Origin of the sequence: Ectopseudomonas guguanensis, from assembly GCF_900104265.1 — a bacterium.
GTDB lineage: Bacteria > Pseudomonadota > Gammaproteobacteria > Pseudomonadales > Pseudomonadaceae > Aquipseudomonas > Aquipseudomonas guguanensis.
This window is the reverse complement of the sequence record NZ_FNJJ01000002.1, coordinates 375,475-390,845: the sequence shown is the minus strand read 5'-3', so window position 1 is coordinate 390,845 and position 15,371 is coordinate 375,475. Positions and strand designations below refer to the sequence as shown.

Here is a 15,371-nt window from a genome sequence, read left to right as displayed (position 1 = left end):
GGTGCGCGCGGCGCACCCTACGGGATGAAGCGCACCGCGCCGGGTAGGGTGCGCCGTGCGCACCGACTGTCAGCGACCCAGATAAACCTCGATCACCCGCTCGTCGTTCTGTACCTGTTCCAGCGAGCCTTCGGCCAGCACGCTGCCCTGGTGCAGCACGGTGACGTGGTCGGCGATGGAGCCGACGAAGCCCATGTCGTGCTCGACCACCATCAGCGAGTGCTTGCGTGCCAGGGACTTGAACAGCTCGGCGGTAAACTCGGTTTCGGCGTCGGTCATGCCCGCCACCGGCTCGTCGAGCAGCAGCAGGTGCGGCTCCTGCACCAGCAGCATGCCGATTTCGAGGAACTGCTTCTGGCCGTGGGAGAGCAGGCCGGCCGGGCGATGGCGCGAGGCTTCCAGGCGGATGGTGCTCAGCACTTCCTCGATGCGATCCTTCTGCTCGCCGCTGAGCCTGGCGCGCAGGCTGGCCCACACCGACTTGTTGGTCTTCTGCGCCAGCTCCAGGTTCTCGAACACCGTCAGAGCCTCGAACACCGTGGGTTTCTGGAACTTGCGGCCGATGCCGGCCTGGGCGATCTGCACCTCACTCATGGCGGTCAGGTCGTACTGCTCGCCGAAGTAGGCCACGCCGTTGTCGGGGCGGGTCTTGCCGGTGATCACGTCCATCATGGTGGTCTTGCCGGCACCGTTGGGGCCGATGATGCAGCGCAGCTCGCCGACGCCGATGTACAGGGTCAGGTTGGTCAGCGCGCGGAAACCGTCGAAGCTGACGTTGATGTCTTCCAGAGTGAGGATGGTGCCGTGGCGGACGTTGACGCCCTTGCTGACGTTCTTGCCGGTATCCAGCGCCAGGCCGGTGGGGTCGAAGGCGGCTTCTAGCATGGTCTCAGGCAGGGGAGTGGCTCTCATTGATCCTTCTCCTTCTTCAGCAGGCCGATCACTCCCTTGGGTAGAAAGAGGGTGACGACGATAAACAGCGCGCCCAAGGCGAACAGCCAGTACTCGGGGAAGGCCACGGTGAACCAGCTCTTCATGCCGTTGACGATACCGGCGCCGAGCAGCGGGCCGATCAGCGTGCCGCGACCGCCCAAGGCGACCCACACGGCGGCTTCGATGGACTGGGTCGGCGCCATCTCGCTGGGGTTGATGATGCCCACCTGGGGCACGTACAGCGCGCCGGCCAGGCCGCACAGCACCGCGGAGAGCACCCAGATGAACAGCTTGTAGCCGCGCGGATCGTAGCCGCAGAACATCAGGCGGTTCTCGGCGTCACGCAGGGCGGTCAGTACCCGGCCGAACTTGCTGCGCGCCAGGCGAAAGCCCAGGTACAGGCTGCCTACCAGCAGCACCACGGTGGCGAAGAACAGCGCGGCGCGGGTGGCCTGCGCGGTGATGTCGAAGCCGAGGATGCGGGTGAAGCCGGTAAAGCCGTTGTTGCCGCCGAAGCCGGTTTCGTTGCGGAAGAACAGCAGCATGCCGGCGAAGGTCAGCGCCTGGGTCATGATCGAGAAGTACACGCCCTTGATCCGCGAGCGGAAGGCGAAGAAACCGAACACCAGGGCCAGCAGGCCGGGCGCCAGCACCACCAGGCACAGCGCCCAGAGGAAGCTGGAGGTGCCGTACCAGTACCAGGGCAGCTCGCTCCAGGCCAGGAAGCTCATAAAGGCCGGCAGCCCGTCGCCCGCCGACTGGCGCATCAGGTACATGCCCATGGCGTAACCGCCAAGGGCGAAGAACAGGCCGTGGCCCAGCGACAGCATGCCGGCGTAGCCCCAGACCAGGTCCAGCGCCAGGGCGACGATGGCGTAGCAGAGGATCTTGCCCACCAGCGTCAGGGCGTAGGCCGAGACGTGCAGGGCATGGTCGGACGGCAGCAGGTGCAGCAGCGGCATGGCGAGCAGCACGGCCAGCGCCAGCAGGCCGATGGCCAGCGAAACCTGCGGGCCAAGCTTGGCGCTGGCGCGGGCCAGCAGCGTTTGATTGAGTGCATTCATCAGTCGATCACTCGTCCTTCAAGTCCGTAGGGCGGGTGCAACCCGCCGCTGCAGTGATGGTTCGGTCTGTCTGGCGGGTTTCACCCGCCCTACGCGCGATGGCGCAATAAGGGTCACTGGTCATCAGTCGATCACCCTTCCTTTCAGTGCGAACAGACCCTGCGGGCGTTTCTGGATAAACAGAATGATCAGCGCGAGGATGAGAATCTTGCCCAGTACCGCGCCGATCTGCGGTTCGAGAAACTTGTTCACCACGCCCAGACCGAAGGCCGCCAGCACGCTACCGGCCAGCTGGCCGACGCCGCCCAGCACCACCACCAGGAAGGAGTCGATGATGTAGCTCTGACCCAGGTCCGGGCCGACGTTGCCGATCTGGCTGAGGGCCACGCCGCCAAGGCCGGCGATGCCCGAACCGAGGCCGAAGGCGAGCATGTCCACGCGTCCGGTGGGTACGCCACAGCAGGCGGCCATGTTGCGGTTCTGCGTCACCGCGCGCACGTTCAGGCCGAGGCGCGTCTTGTTCAGCAACAGCCAGGTCAGGGCTACGACGAACAGGGCGAAGCCGATGATGACGATGCGGTTATAGGGCAGCACCAGGTTGGGCAGCACCTGCACGCCGCCAGACAGCCAGGCCGGGTTGGCCACTTCGACGTTCTGCGCGCCGAAGGTGACGCGCACCAGTTGAATGAGGATCAGGCTGATGCCCCAGGTGGCCAGCAGGGTTTCCAGCGGGCGGCCGTAGAGATGACGGATCACCGTGCGCTCCAGCGCCATGCCGATGCAGGCAGTGACCAGAAAGGCGATCGGCAACGCGGCCAGCGGGTAGAGCGTGAGGTATTCGGGGGCCAGGCGCTGGAAGCTCAGCTGCACCACGTAGGTGGTGTAGGCGCCTAGCATCAGCATCTCGCCGTGGGCCATGTTGATCACCCCGAGCAGGCCGAAGGTGATGGCCAGACCCAGGGCGGCGAGCAGCAGGATCGAACCCAGCGACAGGCCACTGAAGGCCTGGCCGAGCAGTTCGCCGATCAGCAGTTTGTTCTTCACCTGGGCCAGGCTTTTCTCGGCGGCGGCGCGCACGGCGGCATCGCTTTCCTCGCCATCGAGCAGGCTTTGCAGGCGCGTGCGCGCCAGCGGGTCGCCGGTCTTGCCCAGGCGCTCCACGGCGGCCAGGCGCACGCTCGGGTCGCTGGCCTCCAGCTGCAGGTTGGCCAGGGCCAGGGTAATGGCGTCCCGCACGGTTTCATCGGCCTCGATGCTCAGCCGGCTTTCCAGCAGCGGCAGCAGTGCCGGCGGCGTATTGCGTTGCAACTGCTTGGCGGCGGCCAGGCGCGCGGCGGCATCGTCAGCGAGCAACTGATGGCTGGCCATGGCCACGCCCAGCAGGCCGCGCAGGCGGTTGTTCAGGCGCAGTTTGCGCGGCGTGCCGTTGGCTTCGGCTGCGCCATCGGCGGCCTGCCAGGTGCCGCTCTGTTCGATGAAGGCGCGCTTGTCGGCATCGCTGCCGACGCGGCCCTGCTGCAGGGCCTGCAGCAGTGGCAGGCGTTCGGCATTGGGCGCGGCGGCCCAGTCCTGCAGCAGCTTGGCCTGCTTGCCGGCGTTGGAAGCGACGAAATCGTCGGCCTCGCCAGCCTGCGCCGCCAGGGGCAGCCACAGCAGCAGGCTCAGGAGAATTCGGGTAAGGGCAGTGGGCATAAGGGTGTCCTTGGCGTAGCCCGGATGAAGTCCGGGGCGAGCTTCCCGGATTGCATCCGGGCTACGGCGACCCTCTCCCCCGCCCCTCTCCCGCAAGCGGGAGAGGGGAGACAAGCGGCACTGCGGTTGCCGCTTGCGGGAGAGGGCTTTTGCCTTAGTTCGACTTCACCGGGGTATCGGCTTTCTTGTCGTTGCCTTCGATGAAGGGGCTCCACGGCTGGGCGCGGATGGGGCCTTCGGTTTCCCAGACCACGGAGAACTGACCGTCTTCCTGGATTTCGCCGATCATCACCGGCTTGTGCAGGTGGTGGTTCTTCTCGTCCATCTTCAGGGTGAAGCCACTCGGCGCGGCGAACTCCTGGCCGGCCATGGCTTCACGCACCTTGTCGACGTCGGTGGTGCCAGCCTTCTCGACGGCCTGCGCCCACATGTGGATGCCCACGTAGGTGGCTTCCATCGGGTCGTTGGTCACCACGGTGTCGGCGTTCGGCAGCTTCTTGGCCTTGGCGTAGGCCTTCCAGTCAGCGACGAACTTCTCGTTGACCGGGTTCTCCACGGACTGGAAGTAGTTCCAGGCCGCCAGGTGACCGACCAGCGGCTTGGTGTCGATGCCGCGCAGTTCTTCTTCACCCACGGAGAAGGCCACCACCGGCACTTCGGTGGCTTCCAGGCCCTGGTTGGCCAGTTCCTTGTAGAACGGCACGTTGGAGTCGCCGTTGACGGTGGAAACCACGGCAGTCTTGCCGCCAGCGGAGAACTTCTTGATGTTGGCCACGATGGTCTGATAGTCGCTGTGGCCGAAGGGGGTGTAGACCTCTTCGATGTCCTTGTCGGCGATGCCCTTGCTGTGCAGGAAGGCGCGCAGGATCTTGTTGGTGGTGCGCGGGTAGACGTAGTCGGTGCCGAGCAGGAAGAAGCGCTTGGCGCCGCCGCCGTCTTCGCTGAGCAGGTATTCCACCGCCGGAATGGCCTGCTGGTTCGGCGCTGCGCCGGTGTAGAACACGTTCGGCGACATCTCTTCGCCTTCGTACTGCACCGGGTAGAACAGCAGGCCGTTGAGTTCCTCGTAGACCGGCAGCACGGATTTGCGCGATACCGAGGTCCAGCAGCCGAAGGTCACCGCGACCTTGTCCTGGGTCAGCAGCTGGCGGCCTTTTTCTGCGAACAGCGGCCAGTTGGAGGCCGGGTCGACAACCACTGGCTCCAGCTGCTTGCCGAGCACGCCGCCCTTGGCGTTGATCTCCTCGATGGTCATCAACGCCATGTCTTTGAGCGAGGTTTCGGAAATGGCCATGGTGCCGGACAGCGAGTGCAGGATGCCGACCTTGATGGTCTCGGCGGCCTGGATGGACCAGCTCAGGCCCATGGCGGCGATGGAAGCGGAAAGGGTAAAGGCCTTGATCAGGCTGCGACGTTGCATGGTGCGATCTCCATTCTCATCTTGAGTAAGTGGACAGCTCTTTATTGTTTGGCAGTGATTCAAAGGTCATACCGTCACCCTTGCGCCGGCAGCGCCCGCTGGCGGGCGCTGTGCAGCATGTGCAGGGTGATCTTGCGCACTTCCGCCTTGCTGACCTCTATGTGGGTCTTGAGCAATAGCTGTGCCTCTTCGCAGCGACGCGACAGGATCGCGCCGAGGATGCGGGCGTGTTCCTCGTAGGTGAGTTCCACGCGCGGCCCCTGGGTGAAGTCCAGGCGCCTGATAATTCGGATCTTTTCGCTGACTTCGGCGTGCAGGCGGGCCATCTCGCGGTTGCCGGCGGCTTCCACCAGCTGGCAGTGAAAACGTTCGTCCAGACGCGAGACTTCGCGGCCGTCCTGCAGGCGCTCCTCGGGTTGCACCATCCAGGTGCGACGCAGCTGTTCCAGGGCCTCCGGCAGCTCGCCAGCGGGGCGCTCACACAGTCGCTTGACCGCCTCCAGTTCGAGGACGATGCGCACCTCGTAGAGCTCCTCGAAGTGGGCGAAATCGAACGGCTTGACCTGCCAGCCGCTGCGGAAATACACCTCCAGATAACCCTCGCGCTCCAGGCGATACAGCGCCTGGCGCACCGGCGTGCGGCTGGCGGCCATGCGCTCGGCGATCTCGCCCTCGGAAAAACGGTCGCCCGGCAGCAGGCGGAACTCGAAGATGTCGTCCTTGAGCTGGGCATAGATGCGCTCGGCGAGATTCTCCGGGCGCTCCTTGCCACGCCTGGCGGGGCTGACCAGTTGCATCTCAGGCCGCCTCGCTCGGGGTCAGCAGGAGCAGAGCATCGCCCGGCGTCACCGCCTTGCCGGGGGCGCAGCGCAGCGACTTGACCGTGCCGGCCACCGGCGCGGTCACCGCCAGCTCCATCTTCATCGCCTCCACCACCAGCAGCGGCGTGCCGGCTTCCACGTGCTGGCCGGGCTCGACCAGCACCTTCCACACGCTGCCGCTCATCTCGGCAGCAACCAGATGGCCATCCAGATCGGCGTCGTCATGGCTTGTACTGGACAGCGCTTGTGCGGCGCTCGGATCGTCGTCCTTCCACAGTTCGACTTCGGCATCGAAGGCGGCTTTCTGCTGGCGCTGGAAGGCTGCGATATCGGCCGCGTTGTCGGCGATGAAGCGGTTGTAGGCGGCGAAGTCGAATTCGGTTTGCTCGATGCGGATCTGCGCGCGACCCTCGCGGAAGGCTTCGCGGAACTCATCCAGCTCGGCCTCGCTGACCGGGTAGAAGCGCACCTGATCGAAGAAGCGCAACAGCCAGGGCTGACCGTTCTCGAACTGGGCGTTCTTCACGTACTTGTTCCAGATCGGCAGGGTGCGGCCCACCAGCTGGTAGCCGCCGGGCGAGTCCATGCCGTAGATGCACATGTACATGCCGCCGATGCCCACGGTGCCTTCGGCGGTAAAGGTGCGCGCCGGGTTGTACTTGGAGCTGAGCAGGCGATGGCGCGGGTCCAGCGGTACGGCGCAGGGGGCGTCGAGGTAGACATCGCCGAGGCCGAGGATCAGGTAGCTGGCGTCGAACAGGATGTTGCGCACTTGTTCGCGGCTGGCCAGGCCGTTGGCGCGCTGGATGAAGTCGACGTTGTTCGGCAGCCAGGGCGCCTCGCTGCGCACGGTTTCGCGGTAGCGCTCGACGGCGGCCAGGGTGGCGCTGTCCTCGAAGGCCATGGGCAGGTGGACGATACGGGTCGGCACCTTGAGCTCGGCCACATCGCCCAGGTTCTCCTCCAGACGCAGCAGGTGTTCGAGCAGGGTGCGCTGGTGCAGCACGCGGCTGTCGTAGCGCAGCTGCAGCGAGCGTACGCCGGGGGCGAGTTCTTCCAGGCCACGCAGCGGCTCGGCCTTGAGCGCTTCCATCAGCAGGTGCACGCGCAGGCGCAGGGCCAGATCCAGCACGTTGTCGCCGTATTCCAGCAGGATGTAGGCATCGCCCGCCTGGCGATACACCGCACGCGGGCGGCTGCCCTCGGCAGGCAGCTCGGCCAGCACCGTGGCGGAAACCGTGGCGTCCGGTTGCAGCGACGGCGCCGGCAGGGTCACCGCGCTGATCGCGGCCAGGGCTTCGATGCTGCCCAGTTGCGCCTGCTCCAGGCTCTGCGCCTGCTGGAAACCGATGGGGTGAAAGCGCAGCTTGTCGCCGGGCTTGACCTGGCCGACCTTCCACAGCTCGGCCTTGGCGATGGTCACCGGGCAGACGAAACCGCCGAGGCTGGGGCCGTCCTTGGTCAGGATCACCGGGAAGTCGCCGGTAAAGTTGATCGAGCCGATGGCGTATTCGCAGTCGTGCACATTGGACGGGTGCAGGCCGGCCTCGCCGCCGTCGGCCCGCGCCCAGCTCGGTTTCGGGCCGCTCAGGCGCACGCCGAGGCGGTTGGAGTTGTAGTGCACCTCCCATTCGGCGGCGAAGAATTCCTCGATGGCTTCAGCGGTGAAGAAGTCCGGCGCGCCATGCGGGCCATAGAGCACGCCGATATTCCAGGTGCTGCCGTAGCTGGGGATCAGGCTCGGATGCGCCGCCTGTGGCGGGGCGATTGGCGCCGGGGTGGTGCAGGCCGCCAGCTCGGGCTGGGAGATGGCCAGCATATCGGCGGTGCGCAGGGTGCGCCCGGCATGGCCGCCGAACTGGCCGAGGGCGAAGGTGGAGCGGCTGCCCAGGTACAGCGGCACGTCCAGGCCATTGCGCACGGCCAGATAGGTGCGGCAGCCGCTGACCGCGCGGCCCAGCTTGAGCAGCTGACCGGCCTTGACCGCCACCGGCTGCCAGTAGGCCACCGGCGCATCGTCCAGGGTGGCCGGGCAGTCGGCGCCGGTCAGGGCGATCAGCGCATCGCTGTGAAAACGCAGGGTCGGGCCTTGCAGGGTGAATTCCAGGCCCGCGGCCTCGGCATGGTTGCCGACGATGCGGTTGGCCAGGCGGAAGGCGAAATCGTCCATCGGTCCGGACGGCGGCACGCCGATATCCCAGTAGCCGAGACGGCCCGGATAGTCCTGCACGCTGGAGTAGGTGCCGGGCTCCAGCACTTCGATGACGCAGGCCTTGAAGGCGAAGCTGTCGAGCAGACGCGTCCACACTTCGCCTTGGGCGAAGCGCTCGTCGGCCACCACCTGGCGCAGGTAATCGAGGTTGCTGGCGATGCCGTGCAGGCGGGTTTCGCCCAGGGCTTTCTGCAGCTGGGCGATGGCCTCAGCGCGAGTGTCGGCATGCACGATCAGCTTGGCGATCATCGGGTCATAGAAGGCCGAGACCTCGCTGCCGGTGCTGACCCAGCCGTCGACGCGCACGTCGGCGGGGAAGTGCACGTCGGTGAGCACGCCCGGGCTGGGCTGGAAGTTCTTCAGCGGGTCTTCGGCGTAGATCCGCACTTCGATGGCGGCGCCTTGCGGGGCGCGGTTCAGCGCGGCCCAGTCCAGCGCATCGCCCGCCGCCACGCGCAGCATGCACTCGATCAGATCCAGGCCGGTGACCATTTCGGTGACCGGGTGCTCGACCTGCAGGCGGGTGTTCACTTCGAGGAAGTAGAAGTCGTCGCGGGCGGCGTCGTAGATGAATTCCACGGTCCCGGCGCTGCGATATTTCACCGATTCGCCCAGCTGCACGGCAGCGGCGTGCAAACGCTCGCGGGTGGCCTGCGGCAGGTTCGGCGCCGGGGTTTCCTCGACCACCTTCTGGTTGCGCCGCTGCAGCGAGCAGTCACGCTCGCCGAGGGCGGCGACGCGGCCCTGGCCGTCGCCGAAAATCTGTACCTCGACGTGGCGCGCCTGATCGACGAAACGCTCTAGGAACACCCCGGCATCACTGAAGAACTGCTCGCCCATGCGCTTGACGCTTTCATAGGCGCTGGCCAGCGCCACGGCGTCGCTGCAGCGGGTCAGGCCGATGCCGCCACCGCCGGCGGTGGTCTTGAGCATTACCGGGTAGCCGATGCTGTCGGCGGCGCTCAGTGCTTCTTCCAGGCTCTGCAGCAGGCCGGTGCCCGGCGCCATCGGCACCTGGGCCTGGGCAGCCAGTTCGCGTGCTCTGTGTTTGAGGCCGAACTCTCGAATCTGCTCGCCGGTCGGGCCGACGAAGGCGATGCCGGCTGCTTCGCAGGCATCGGCGAACTCGGCGCTTTCCGAGAGAAAACCGTAACCGGGGTAGATCGCCTGGGCACCGGTTTCCTGCGCGGCGGCGAGAATCTTGTCGATACGCAGGTAGCTGTCGGCCGGCTTGTCGCCGCCCAGGGCGATGGCGATATCGGCGTCGCGTACATGCTGGGCATTGCGGTCGGCGTCGGAGTAGACGGCCACGCTTTTCACGCCCAGGCGCTTGAGCGTACGGATGGCGCGGACGGCGATCTCGCCACGGTTGGCGATCAGGACTGTTTCAAACATGGCGGTTCTCCGTGGCGAGATCGCCGTGACGGGCTACGCCCGTCCGGCACTTTGACTTCGTCGCTGCGCCGCTGCGCGGCTGGTCGCCACGGTTGGCGATCAGGACGGTATGAAACATCTGTTGCGGCCTCCTGGCTTGCTGCGCGCATGTGCGGGCAGGCGCTGATCTGTTCCCTCTCCCCTCGGGGAGAGGGCTAGGGAGAGGGGGGTATGCACGCCACCCTCTCCCCCAACCCCTCTCCCGCAAGCGGGAGAGGGGAGTAGTCACTTCCTGGTTTCGGCGATAAAGGCACGCCAGCCACCGAAGCTGGTGATGTCACGCGCGCCATCCAGCGCGTAGGGCTCGCAGATAAAGCCCTTGACCCAACGGCCATCGGCCAGCTCGAGGTTGCCGATGCCCAGCGGTGGCGGGATCTCGGCGACGAACTCGCCGAAGCGCGCCTGCGGCACGTCCCACAGCTCGACGATGATCTCGGCGCCGTTCTCGGCGACCCGCGCCAGGCCCGGTTTGGGCGGCACCGTGCCGGGCAGTGCGAAGAGGCGGTAATGCGCGGCGCTGGTGGTCTGCTCCACCAGCACGGCATCACGCGTGGTGAGCTGGAAGTTCAGCGGCATGCCGGTCAGGTGCGCGCCGACCACCGCGACGCGGATGCAGCCCGGCGCCGGTTTGTCGCTGGCGGTTTGCGCTGGCAGCGGCTTGCCGGTAGCGCCCAGCGGCAGATTGAGCGCCTGCTGCCAGCGCTGGCCGAAGGCGGCCAATGCCTGGTCATGCCAGGCCGGGGCGATCAGGGTGATGCCGGCCGGCAGACCGTCGGCGCGCAGGCCGGCCGGTACGGCCAGGGCGCACAGGTCGGCAAGGTTGGTGAAGTTGGTGTAGGTGCCGAACTGGCTGTTGAACAGCACGGGTTCTGCCTGCATCTCGGCCAGGGTGCGGATGGTCGGCGAGGTCGGCACCACCAGGGCGTCGAAGCCGGCCAGGGCGTCGTTGATGCGACGGCTCAGCTCGGCGCGGATGTACTCGGCCTTGTAGGCATCGCAGGCGCTGTACTGGTGGCCGTTTTCGACGATGCCGCGCACCACCGGATTGATATGCGCCGGGTCGACCCCTTCCACCGCGACGGTGCGTTCGGCGACCCAGGGGCCGTAGTAAAGCTGCTCGGCCAGTTGCCGGAAGGGGGCGAAATCGATCTCCACCAGCTCGGCGCCCAGTTCACGCAGTTTGCCCAGGGCGGCCTCATAGACGGTCTTGTTCTGGCTGTCGCCGAAGAACTCGGGGTTGGCCGGCACTGCCAGACGCGGCTTGGTCGGCATGCCGACCTTGGCGCTGTTCGGGTTCTTGCGGCTGTAAGCGTCGGCGGCGTCGTAGCCACCGGCGATATTGGCCACGGTCAGCGCATCGGCCACGGTCAGGGCGAACACCGAGATGCAGTCGATGCTGCGGCAGGCCGGCACCAGGCCGGTGTTGGGCAGCCAACCCTTGGTCGGCTTGAGCCCGACGATATTGTTGAAGCCTGCCGGCACCCGGCCGGAGCCGGCGGTGTCGGTGCCCAGCGAGAAGGGCACCAGGCCGCGCGCGACCACGCTGGCCGAGCCGGAGCTGGAACCGCCGCTGACGTAATCCGGGTTGAAGCTGTTAGGCACTGCACCGTAGGGCGAGCGGGTGCCGACCAGGCCGGTGGCGAACTGGTCGAGGTTGGTCTTGCCGATCAGGATGGCGCCGGCGGCGCGCAGGCGGGCGACCACGCTGGCGTCGGTTTCGGCGCCGTAGGCGAACTCCGGGCAGGCCGCGGTGGTGGGCCAGCCGGCGGCGTCGATATTGTCCTTGATGGCGAAGGGCACGCCGTACAGCGGCAGCTTGCTTAGCTCGCCATTAGCGGCGCCGAGTAGTGCTGACAAAGCATCGAGTTGGGCGTCGAGCTGGGCTTCGCTGGCCAGGGCGATCCAGGCGCTGTCATCAGTGCGCAACTGCAGGCGCAGGGCGTGCAGCAGTTCGGCTGGCGATTGACCGTCGCGGTAGGCTTGCTGCCACCCGGCGAGGGTGAGGGCGGTCGGTGCGTTGGACATGCTTCGAGATTCCATCTTGTATCCAAGTTGGGATCGCTAGAGCAATGACGGTGCCAGTTCTGCTAAGGCCTTTGTTTTCAGCGGGTTAGGTGATTTTCAGCACGATGGGCAAGGGCGCTGGCAGGGTGGGCTGCACCGCGGTGGGGCCGCCCTGCAAGCGGATGGTGCAGAGTTTCAGGGGCTGCCGGTGCGCTCGGCGCAACGGGCATGTAGGGTGCGCCGTGCGCACCGCCGGGTTCCGTGATGATCGCTGGTGCGCATGGCGCGCCCACATTTACGGCGCCAGGTAGTTCTTCACGCCGGTAAAGATGATCTGCGCGGCCAGGGCGCAGACGAACAGGCCCATCAGACGGCTGACGATCTGCAGCCCCTGGTCGCCGAGCAGGCGCTCGAACTGGTTGGACAGGTACAGCACCACGCCGACGGTGAGGCTGGCGAGGAAGATCGCCGCCACGGCCACCAGCTTGTCGTCCCAGTGCGGCTGGCTGGCGCCCATCAGCAGCAGGGCACCGATGGTACCGGGGCCGACGGTGATGGGAATGGTCAACGGCACTATGGTCACGTCCTGCTGCACGTTGTCGCTCTGCACCGCCGGCTTGCCCTGGGCCATGCCGAGGGCGGAGATGAACAGCACGCTGCCCGCGCCGATGCGGAAGGCGTCGATGGTGATGCCGAACAGAGTGAAGATGTGCTTGCCGAACAGGTACAGCAGCACACTGGCGATCAGCGTGGCCAGCGCCACCTTCCAGGCCAGGCGCTTGCGTTCCTTGAGGGTGTAGCCGCGGCTCAGGCCGATAAAGCAGGAAAGGACGAAGAAGGGGCTGTAGAGCACCAGCATCTTCAGGTACAGGCTGAACAACTCGGACATGTGAGACTCGTTTGCTGGGGCGAGAGTAGGGCGGGTGCAACCCGCCATCGATAGCCAGGCGGGTTTCGCCCACCTTATGACCTTACGACACCTCGCGCTGGCGACGCAGTTCGCGTTCGGCGATCCAGTGCTCGATCAGCTCGCGCAGTTGCGACAGCTCCACCGGCTTGGACATGTGCCCGTCCATGCCCACGGCGCGCGCGCGTTCCTTGTGTTCGCTGAGGATATGCGCGGTCAGCGCCACCACCGGCGTGCGCGGACGCTTCTCGCTCTTTTCCCAGGCGCGCAGCTGTTCGGTGGCGGAGAAACCATCGAGCACCGGCATTTCGCAGTCCATCAGCACCAGGTCGTAGGGCTGCGCCTTGATCGCGCTCAAGGCTTCCTCGCCGTTGCTGGCAGTGTCCGGCTTGAGGTTGAGCTTGCCGAGCATGCCGCGGATGACCTTGGTGGAGATGCTGTTGTCCTCGGCCACCAGGATGCGGAAGTCAGCCGGCACGTTCAGCGGCGTGCTCACCGGCGTCGGTGCGGCCTGCGCGGGGGTGTCGTTGGGGCGCTGGGCCAGTTCGTCGGCCAGGGTGGTCTTGAGCGTGTAGCCGGCCACCGGCTTGGCCAGGATGCGTTTGATCCCGGCATTGCGTGCGATCACCTTGCTCGGCGCGTTGCTGATGCCGGTGAGCATGATGATCAGGATGTCGTGGTTGAGGCTGGGGTCTTCCTTGATCTTGGCCGCCAGTTGCATGCCCGTCATGCCGGGCATGTCCTGGTCCAGCAGTACCGCGTCGAAGTATTCGCGCATGTGCGCCTTGGTGCGCAGCAGCGCCAGGGCCTCCTTGCCGGAGGGCACCGCACTGACCTGCATGCCCCAGGCATTGCACTGCTGCATCAGCACCTTGCGGCAGGTGTCGTTGTCATCCACCACCAGCAGGCGTGCGCCCTGCAGCGGGCTGTCCAGGTCGGTTTCCGGCTGCTCCAGGCGGGCGGCGTCCAGCGGCAGCGTCAGCCACAGGGTGGTGCCCTGGTTGCCGCTGCCCTGGATGCCGAACTCGCCGCCCATCAGGCGCACCAGCTGGCGCGCGATGATCAGACCGAGGCGCCCGCCCAGGCGGGTGGCGGAGAGGAAGTCGCGGCTCTGCAACTCGGCGTTGAGCAGGGCGTCGCGTTCTTCGGCCAGCAGCGGCCGGCCGCTGTCCTGCACAGCGACGCGCAGGCGTTGCTGGCCGTCGCTGCTGTCGAGTGCGGCCACCAGCAGGATTTCGCCCTCGTCAGTCTGCTTGAAGGCGTTGTCCAGCAGGCTCAGCAGGGCCTGGCGCAGGCGCGTGGGGTCGCCGCTGATCACCCGCGGCACCTGCGGCTGGATGAAGCTGATCAGCTCCACCTTCTGCTGCTCGGCCTTGGCGCGGAAGATGTCGAGGCAGTCCTCGATCAGCGCGCCGAGGTCGAACTGCACGTCGTCCAGCTCGATCTGCCCGGATTCCAGCTTGGAAATGTCGAGAATTTCGTTGATCAGTGTAAGCAGCTCGTTGCCCGAACTGTGGATGGTCTGCACGTAGTCGCGCTGCTTGGCCGACAGCGGCGTGCCCAGCAGCAGCTCGGTCATGCCCAGCACGCCGTTCATGGGGGTACGGATCTCGTGGCTGATCTTGGCTAGGAACTCGGCCTTGGCGCGCAACTCGGCGCTGCTGGCGGCCAGCGCAGTGCTTTCGTGCAGGGTGTCGCGCTGGATCTGTCGCTGGCGCTCGGTCAGCGACACGCTGAGGATCAGCCCGGCCAGGGTGGCGACGCTGAACACGCCGAGCACCAGCCAGCCCGGGTTGAGCTGATCGAAGCCGAGCAGCACCGGCACGAAGAAGCCGAAGCCAAGGTTGAACACCACCATGCCCACGGCGATCAGGCGCGCCGGCTGATAGCCCGAGCGCCAGTGCAGGCTGCTTACCAGCAGCAGGTTGATCGCGCTCAGGGCCACCAGCAGGTAGACCAGCGAGCTGTACCAGAACAGACCGGTGAGCGTGATGCACAGGGCGTAGGCCAGAATCAGCAGGGCATTACCCTGCAGCAGGCGGTTGAGCGGGCTTTGCTGCACCGGCGTGCCGTGCATGAAGCCGAGGCCGAAGGCCAGGGCGCTGAACGCAGCGAACAGGGCGGAGAGGTCGGCGATCAGTGATTGGTTGTAGCCCAGGCTGGGCAACCACTGGGCGAAGATGCCGAGGTTGGCCGACGAGCACACCGCCAGGCCGATATTCACGCCGGCCAGCCACAAGCCACTGGCGCTGCGGCTGTAGAAGAAGCGGATGAGGTTGTACAGGGTCAGCAGCAGCAGGGCGCCAAAGAGCATGCCGTAGAGGTAGGCGGGCTTTTCCAGGCTGACCAGCTCGGCCTGATCCATGACCTTGAACCAGGTCATCAGCGGGTGGTTGGAAGTCAGGCGAACGTAGGCGACGCGGGCCTGGCCGTCGTTGGGCAGGGGCATCAGGTAGAAGCGTGATGGCAGCGGCCGTGAAGCCAGCGGCATGGCCTCGCCGGTGTGCAGGTTCTGCTCCAGCTGGCCGTCTCTGAGCAGGTAGTAGTCGAGGTACTGCACCCGTGGCGAGAAGATCCACAGCCAGGCCGGCTGCTGCTGCGGCGCGAGCTCGACGCGCAGCCAGACGGCGTGATCACTGGGCGGGAAGGTGAAGGACTGTTTGCCGAGCGGTTTGAACTGCTGGCGCTGGGCGCGTACCTCTTCCAGCCCCAGGCGGGCGCTGGCGTCGACCAGATAGGACCAGCTCTGGGTGCCCGTCGAAGCGGAGGTGGCGCTGGCTGTCAGGGCAAGGCCGAGCAACAGCAGGCTGGCGAGTAGTCCGATGGCAATCCTGAGCCGGCGCACGGGCAAGTCCTTCTAAATGAGTGGCCGGATTATAGCCAA

Annotated in this window: 9 protein-coding genes; all 9 read right to left on the bottom strand. The window is 66.3% G+C overall.

Features of this window, described 5'->3' with window-relative positions:
• Positions 1 to 69 precede the first annotated feature (69 nt).
• On the bottom strand, positions 70 to 912 hold the full coding sequence (gene urtD, locus BLS61_RS04220) for an urea ABC transporter ATP-binding protein UrtD (protein WP_090427774.1): 843 nt from the start codon (positions 910 to 912) through the stop codon (positions 70 to 72).
• Positions 909 to 1,997, bottom strand: coding sequence for an urea ABC transporter permease subunit UrtC (gene urtC / locus BLS61_RS04215; protein ID WP_090427770.1), 1,089 nt, complete (start codon positions 1,995 to 1,997; stop codon positions 909 to 911). Before urtC ends, urtD begins: the two co-directional genes overlap by 4 nt.
• A gap of 123 nt (positions 1,998 to 2,120) precedes the next feature.
• A complete protein-coding gene (gene urtB, locus BLS61_RS04210) occupies positions 2,121 to 3,689 on the bottom strand; it encodes an urea ABC transporter permease subunit UrtB (RefSeq protein ID WP_090427768.1) in 1,569 nt (522 codons plus the stop codon).
• 154 nt (positions 3,690 to 3,843) lie between these two features.
• A complete protein-coding gene (gene urtA / locus BLS61_RS04205) occupies positions 3,844 to 5,109 on the bottom strand; it encodes an urea ABC transporter substrate-binding protein (protein ID WP_090427765.1) in 1,266 nt (421 codons plus the stop codon).
• 74 nt (positions 5,110 to 5,183) lie between these two features.
• Positions 5,184 to 5,906 (bottom strand): GntR family transcriptional regulator, encoded by a 723-nt coding sequence (locus tag BLS61_RS04200; protein ID WP_090427762.1) that lies wholly within the window; start codon positions 5,904 to 5,906, stop codon positions 5,184 to 5,186.
• Between the two features lies 1 nt (position 5,907).
• Positions 5,908 to 9,537, bottom strand: coding sequence for an urea carboxylase (gene uca, locus BLS61_RS04195; RefSeq protein WP_090427759.1), 3,630 nt, complete (start codon positions 9,535 to 9,537; stop codon positions 5,908 to 5,910).
• Between the two features lie 264 nt (positions 9,538 to 9,801).
• Positions 9,802 to 11,601, bottom strand: a complete 1,800-nt coding sequence (atzF, locus tag BLS61_RS04190; RefSeq protein WP_244157904.1) for an allophanate hydrolase — start codon at positions 11,599 to 11,601, stop codon at positions 9,802 to 9,804.
• Between the two features lie 274 nt (positions 11,602 to 11,875).
• Complete coding sequence (locus tag BLS61_RS04185; protein WP_090427753.1) at positions 11,876 to 12,469, bottom strand: MarC family protein; 594 nt, start codon at positions 12,467 to 12,469, stop codon at positions 11,876 to 11,878.
• An 82-nt stretch (positions 12,470 to 12,551) separates the two neighbouring features.
• Positions 12,552 to 15,332 carry a hybrid sensor histidine kinase/response regulator gene (locus BLS61_RS04180; protein WP_090427750.1) on the bottom strand — a complete coding sequence of 927 codons (2,781 nt, stop codon included), beginning with the start codon at positions 15,330 to 15,332 and terminating at the stop codon, positions 12,552 to 12,554.
• Positions 15,333 to 15,371 lie beyond the last annotated feature (39 nt).

Coding starts and splice junctions, on each gene's coding strand:
- urtD (WP_090427774.1), bottom strand. CDS start 912: ATGAGAGCCACTCCCCTGCCTGAGACCATGCTAGAAGCCGCCTTCGAC.
- urtC (WP_090427770.1), bottom strand. CDS start 1,997: ATGAATGCACTCAATCAAACGCTGCTGGCCCGCGCCAGCGCCAAGCTT.
- urtB (WP_090427768.1), bottom strand. CDS start 3,689: ATGCCCACTGCCCTTACCCGAATTCTCCTGAGCCTGCTGCTGTGGCTG.
- urtA (WP_090427765.1), bottom strand. CDS start 5,109: ATGCAACGTCGCAGCCTGATCAAGGCCTTTACCCTTTCCGCTTCCATC.
- BLS61_RS04200 (WP_090427762.1), bottom strand. CDS start 5,906: ATGCAACTGGTCAGCCCCGCCAGGCGTGGCAAGGAGCGCCCGGAGAAT.
- uca (WP_090427759.1), bottom strand. CDS start 9,537: ATGTTTGAAACAGTCCTGATCGCCAACCGTGGCGAGATCGCCGTCCGC.
- atzF (WP_244157904.1), bottom strand. CDS start 11,601: ATGTCCAACGCACCGACCGCCCTCACCCTCGCCGGGTGGCAGCAAGCC.
- BLS61_RS04185 (WP_090427753.1), bottom strand. CDS start 12,469: ATGTCCGAGTTGTTCAGCCTGTACCTGAAGATGCTGGTGCTCTACAGC.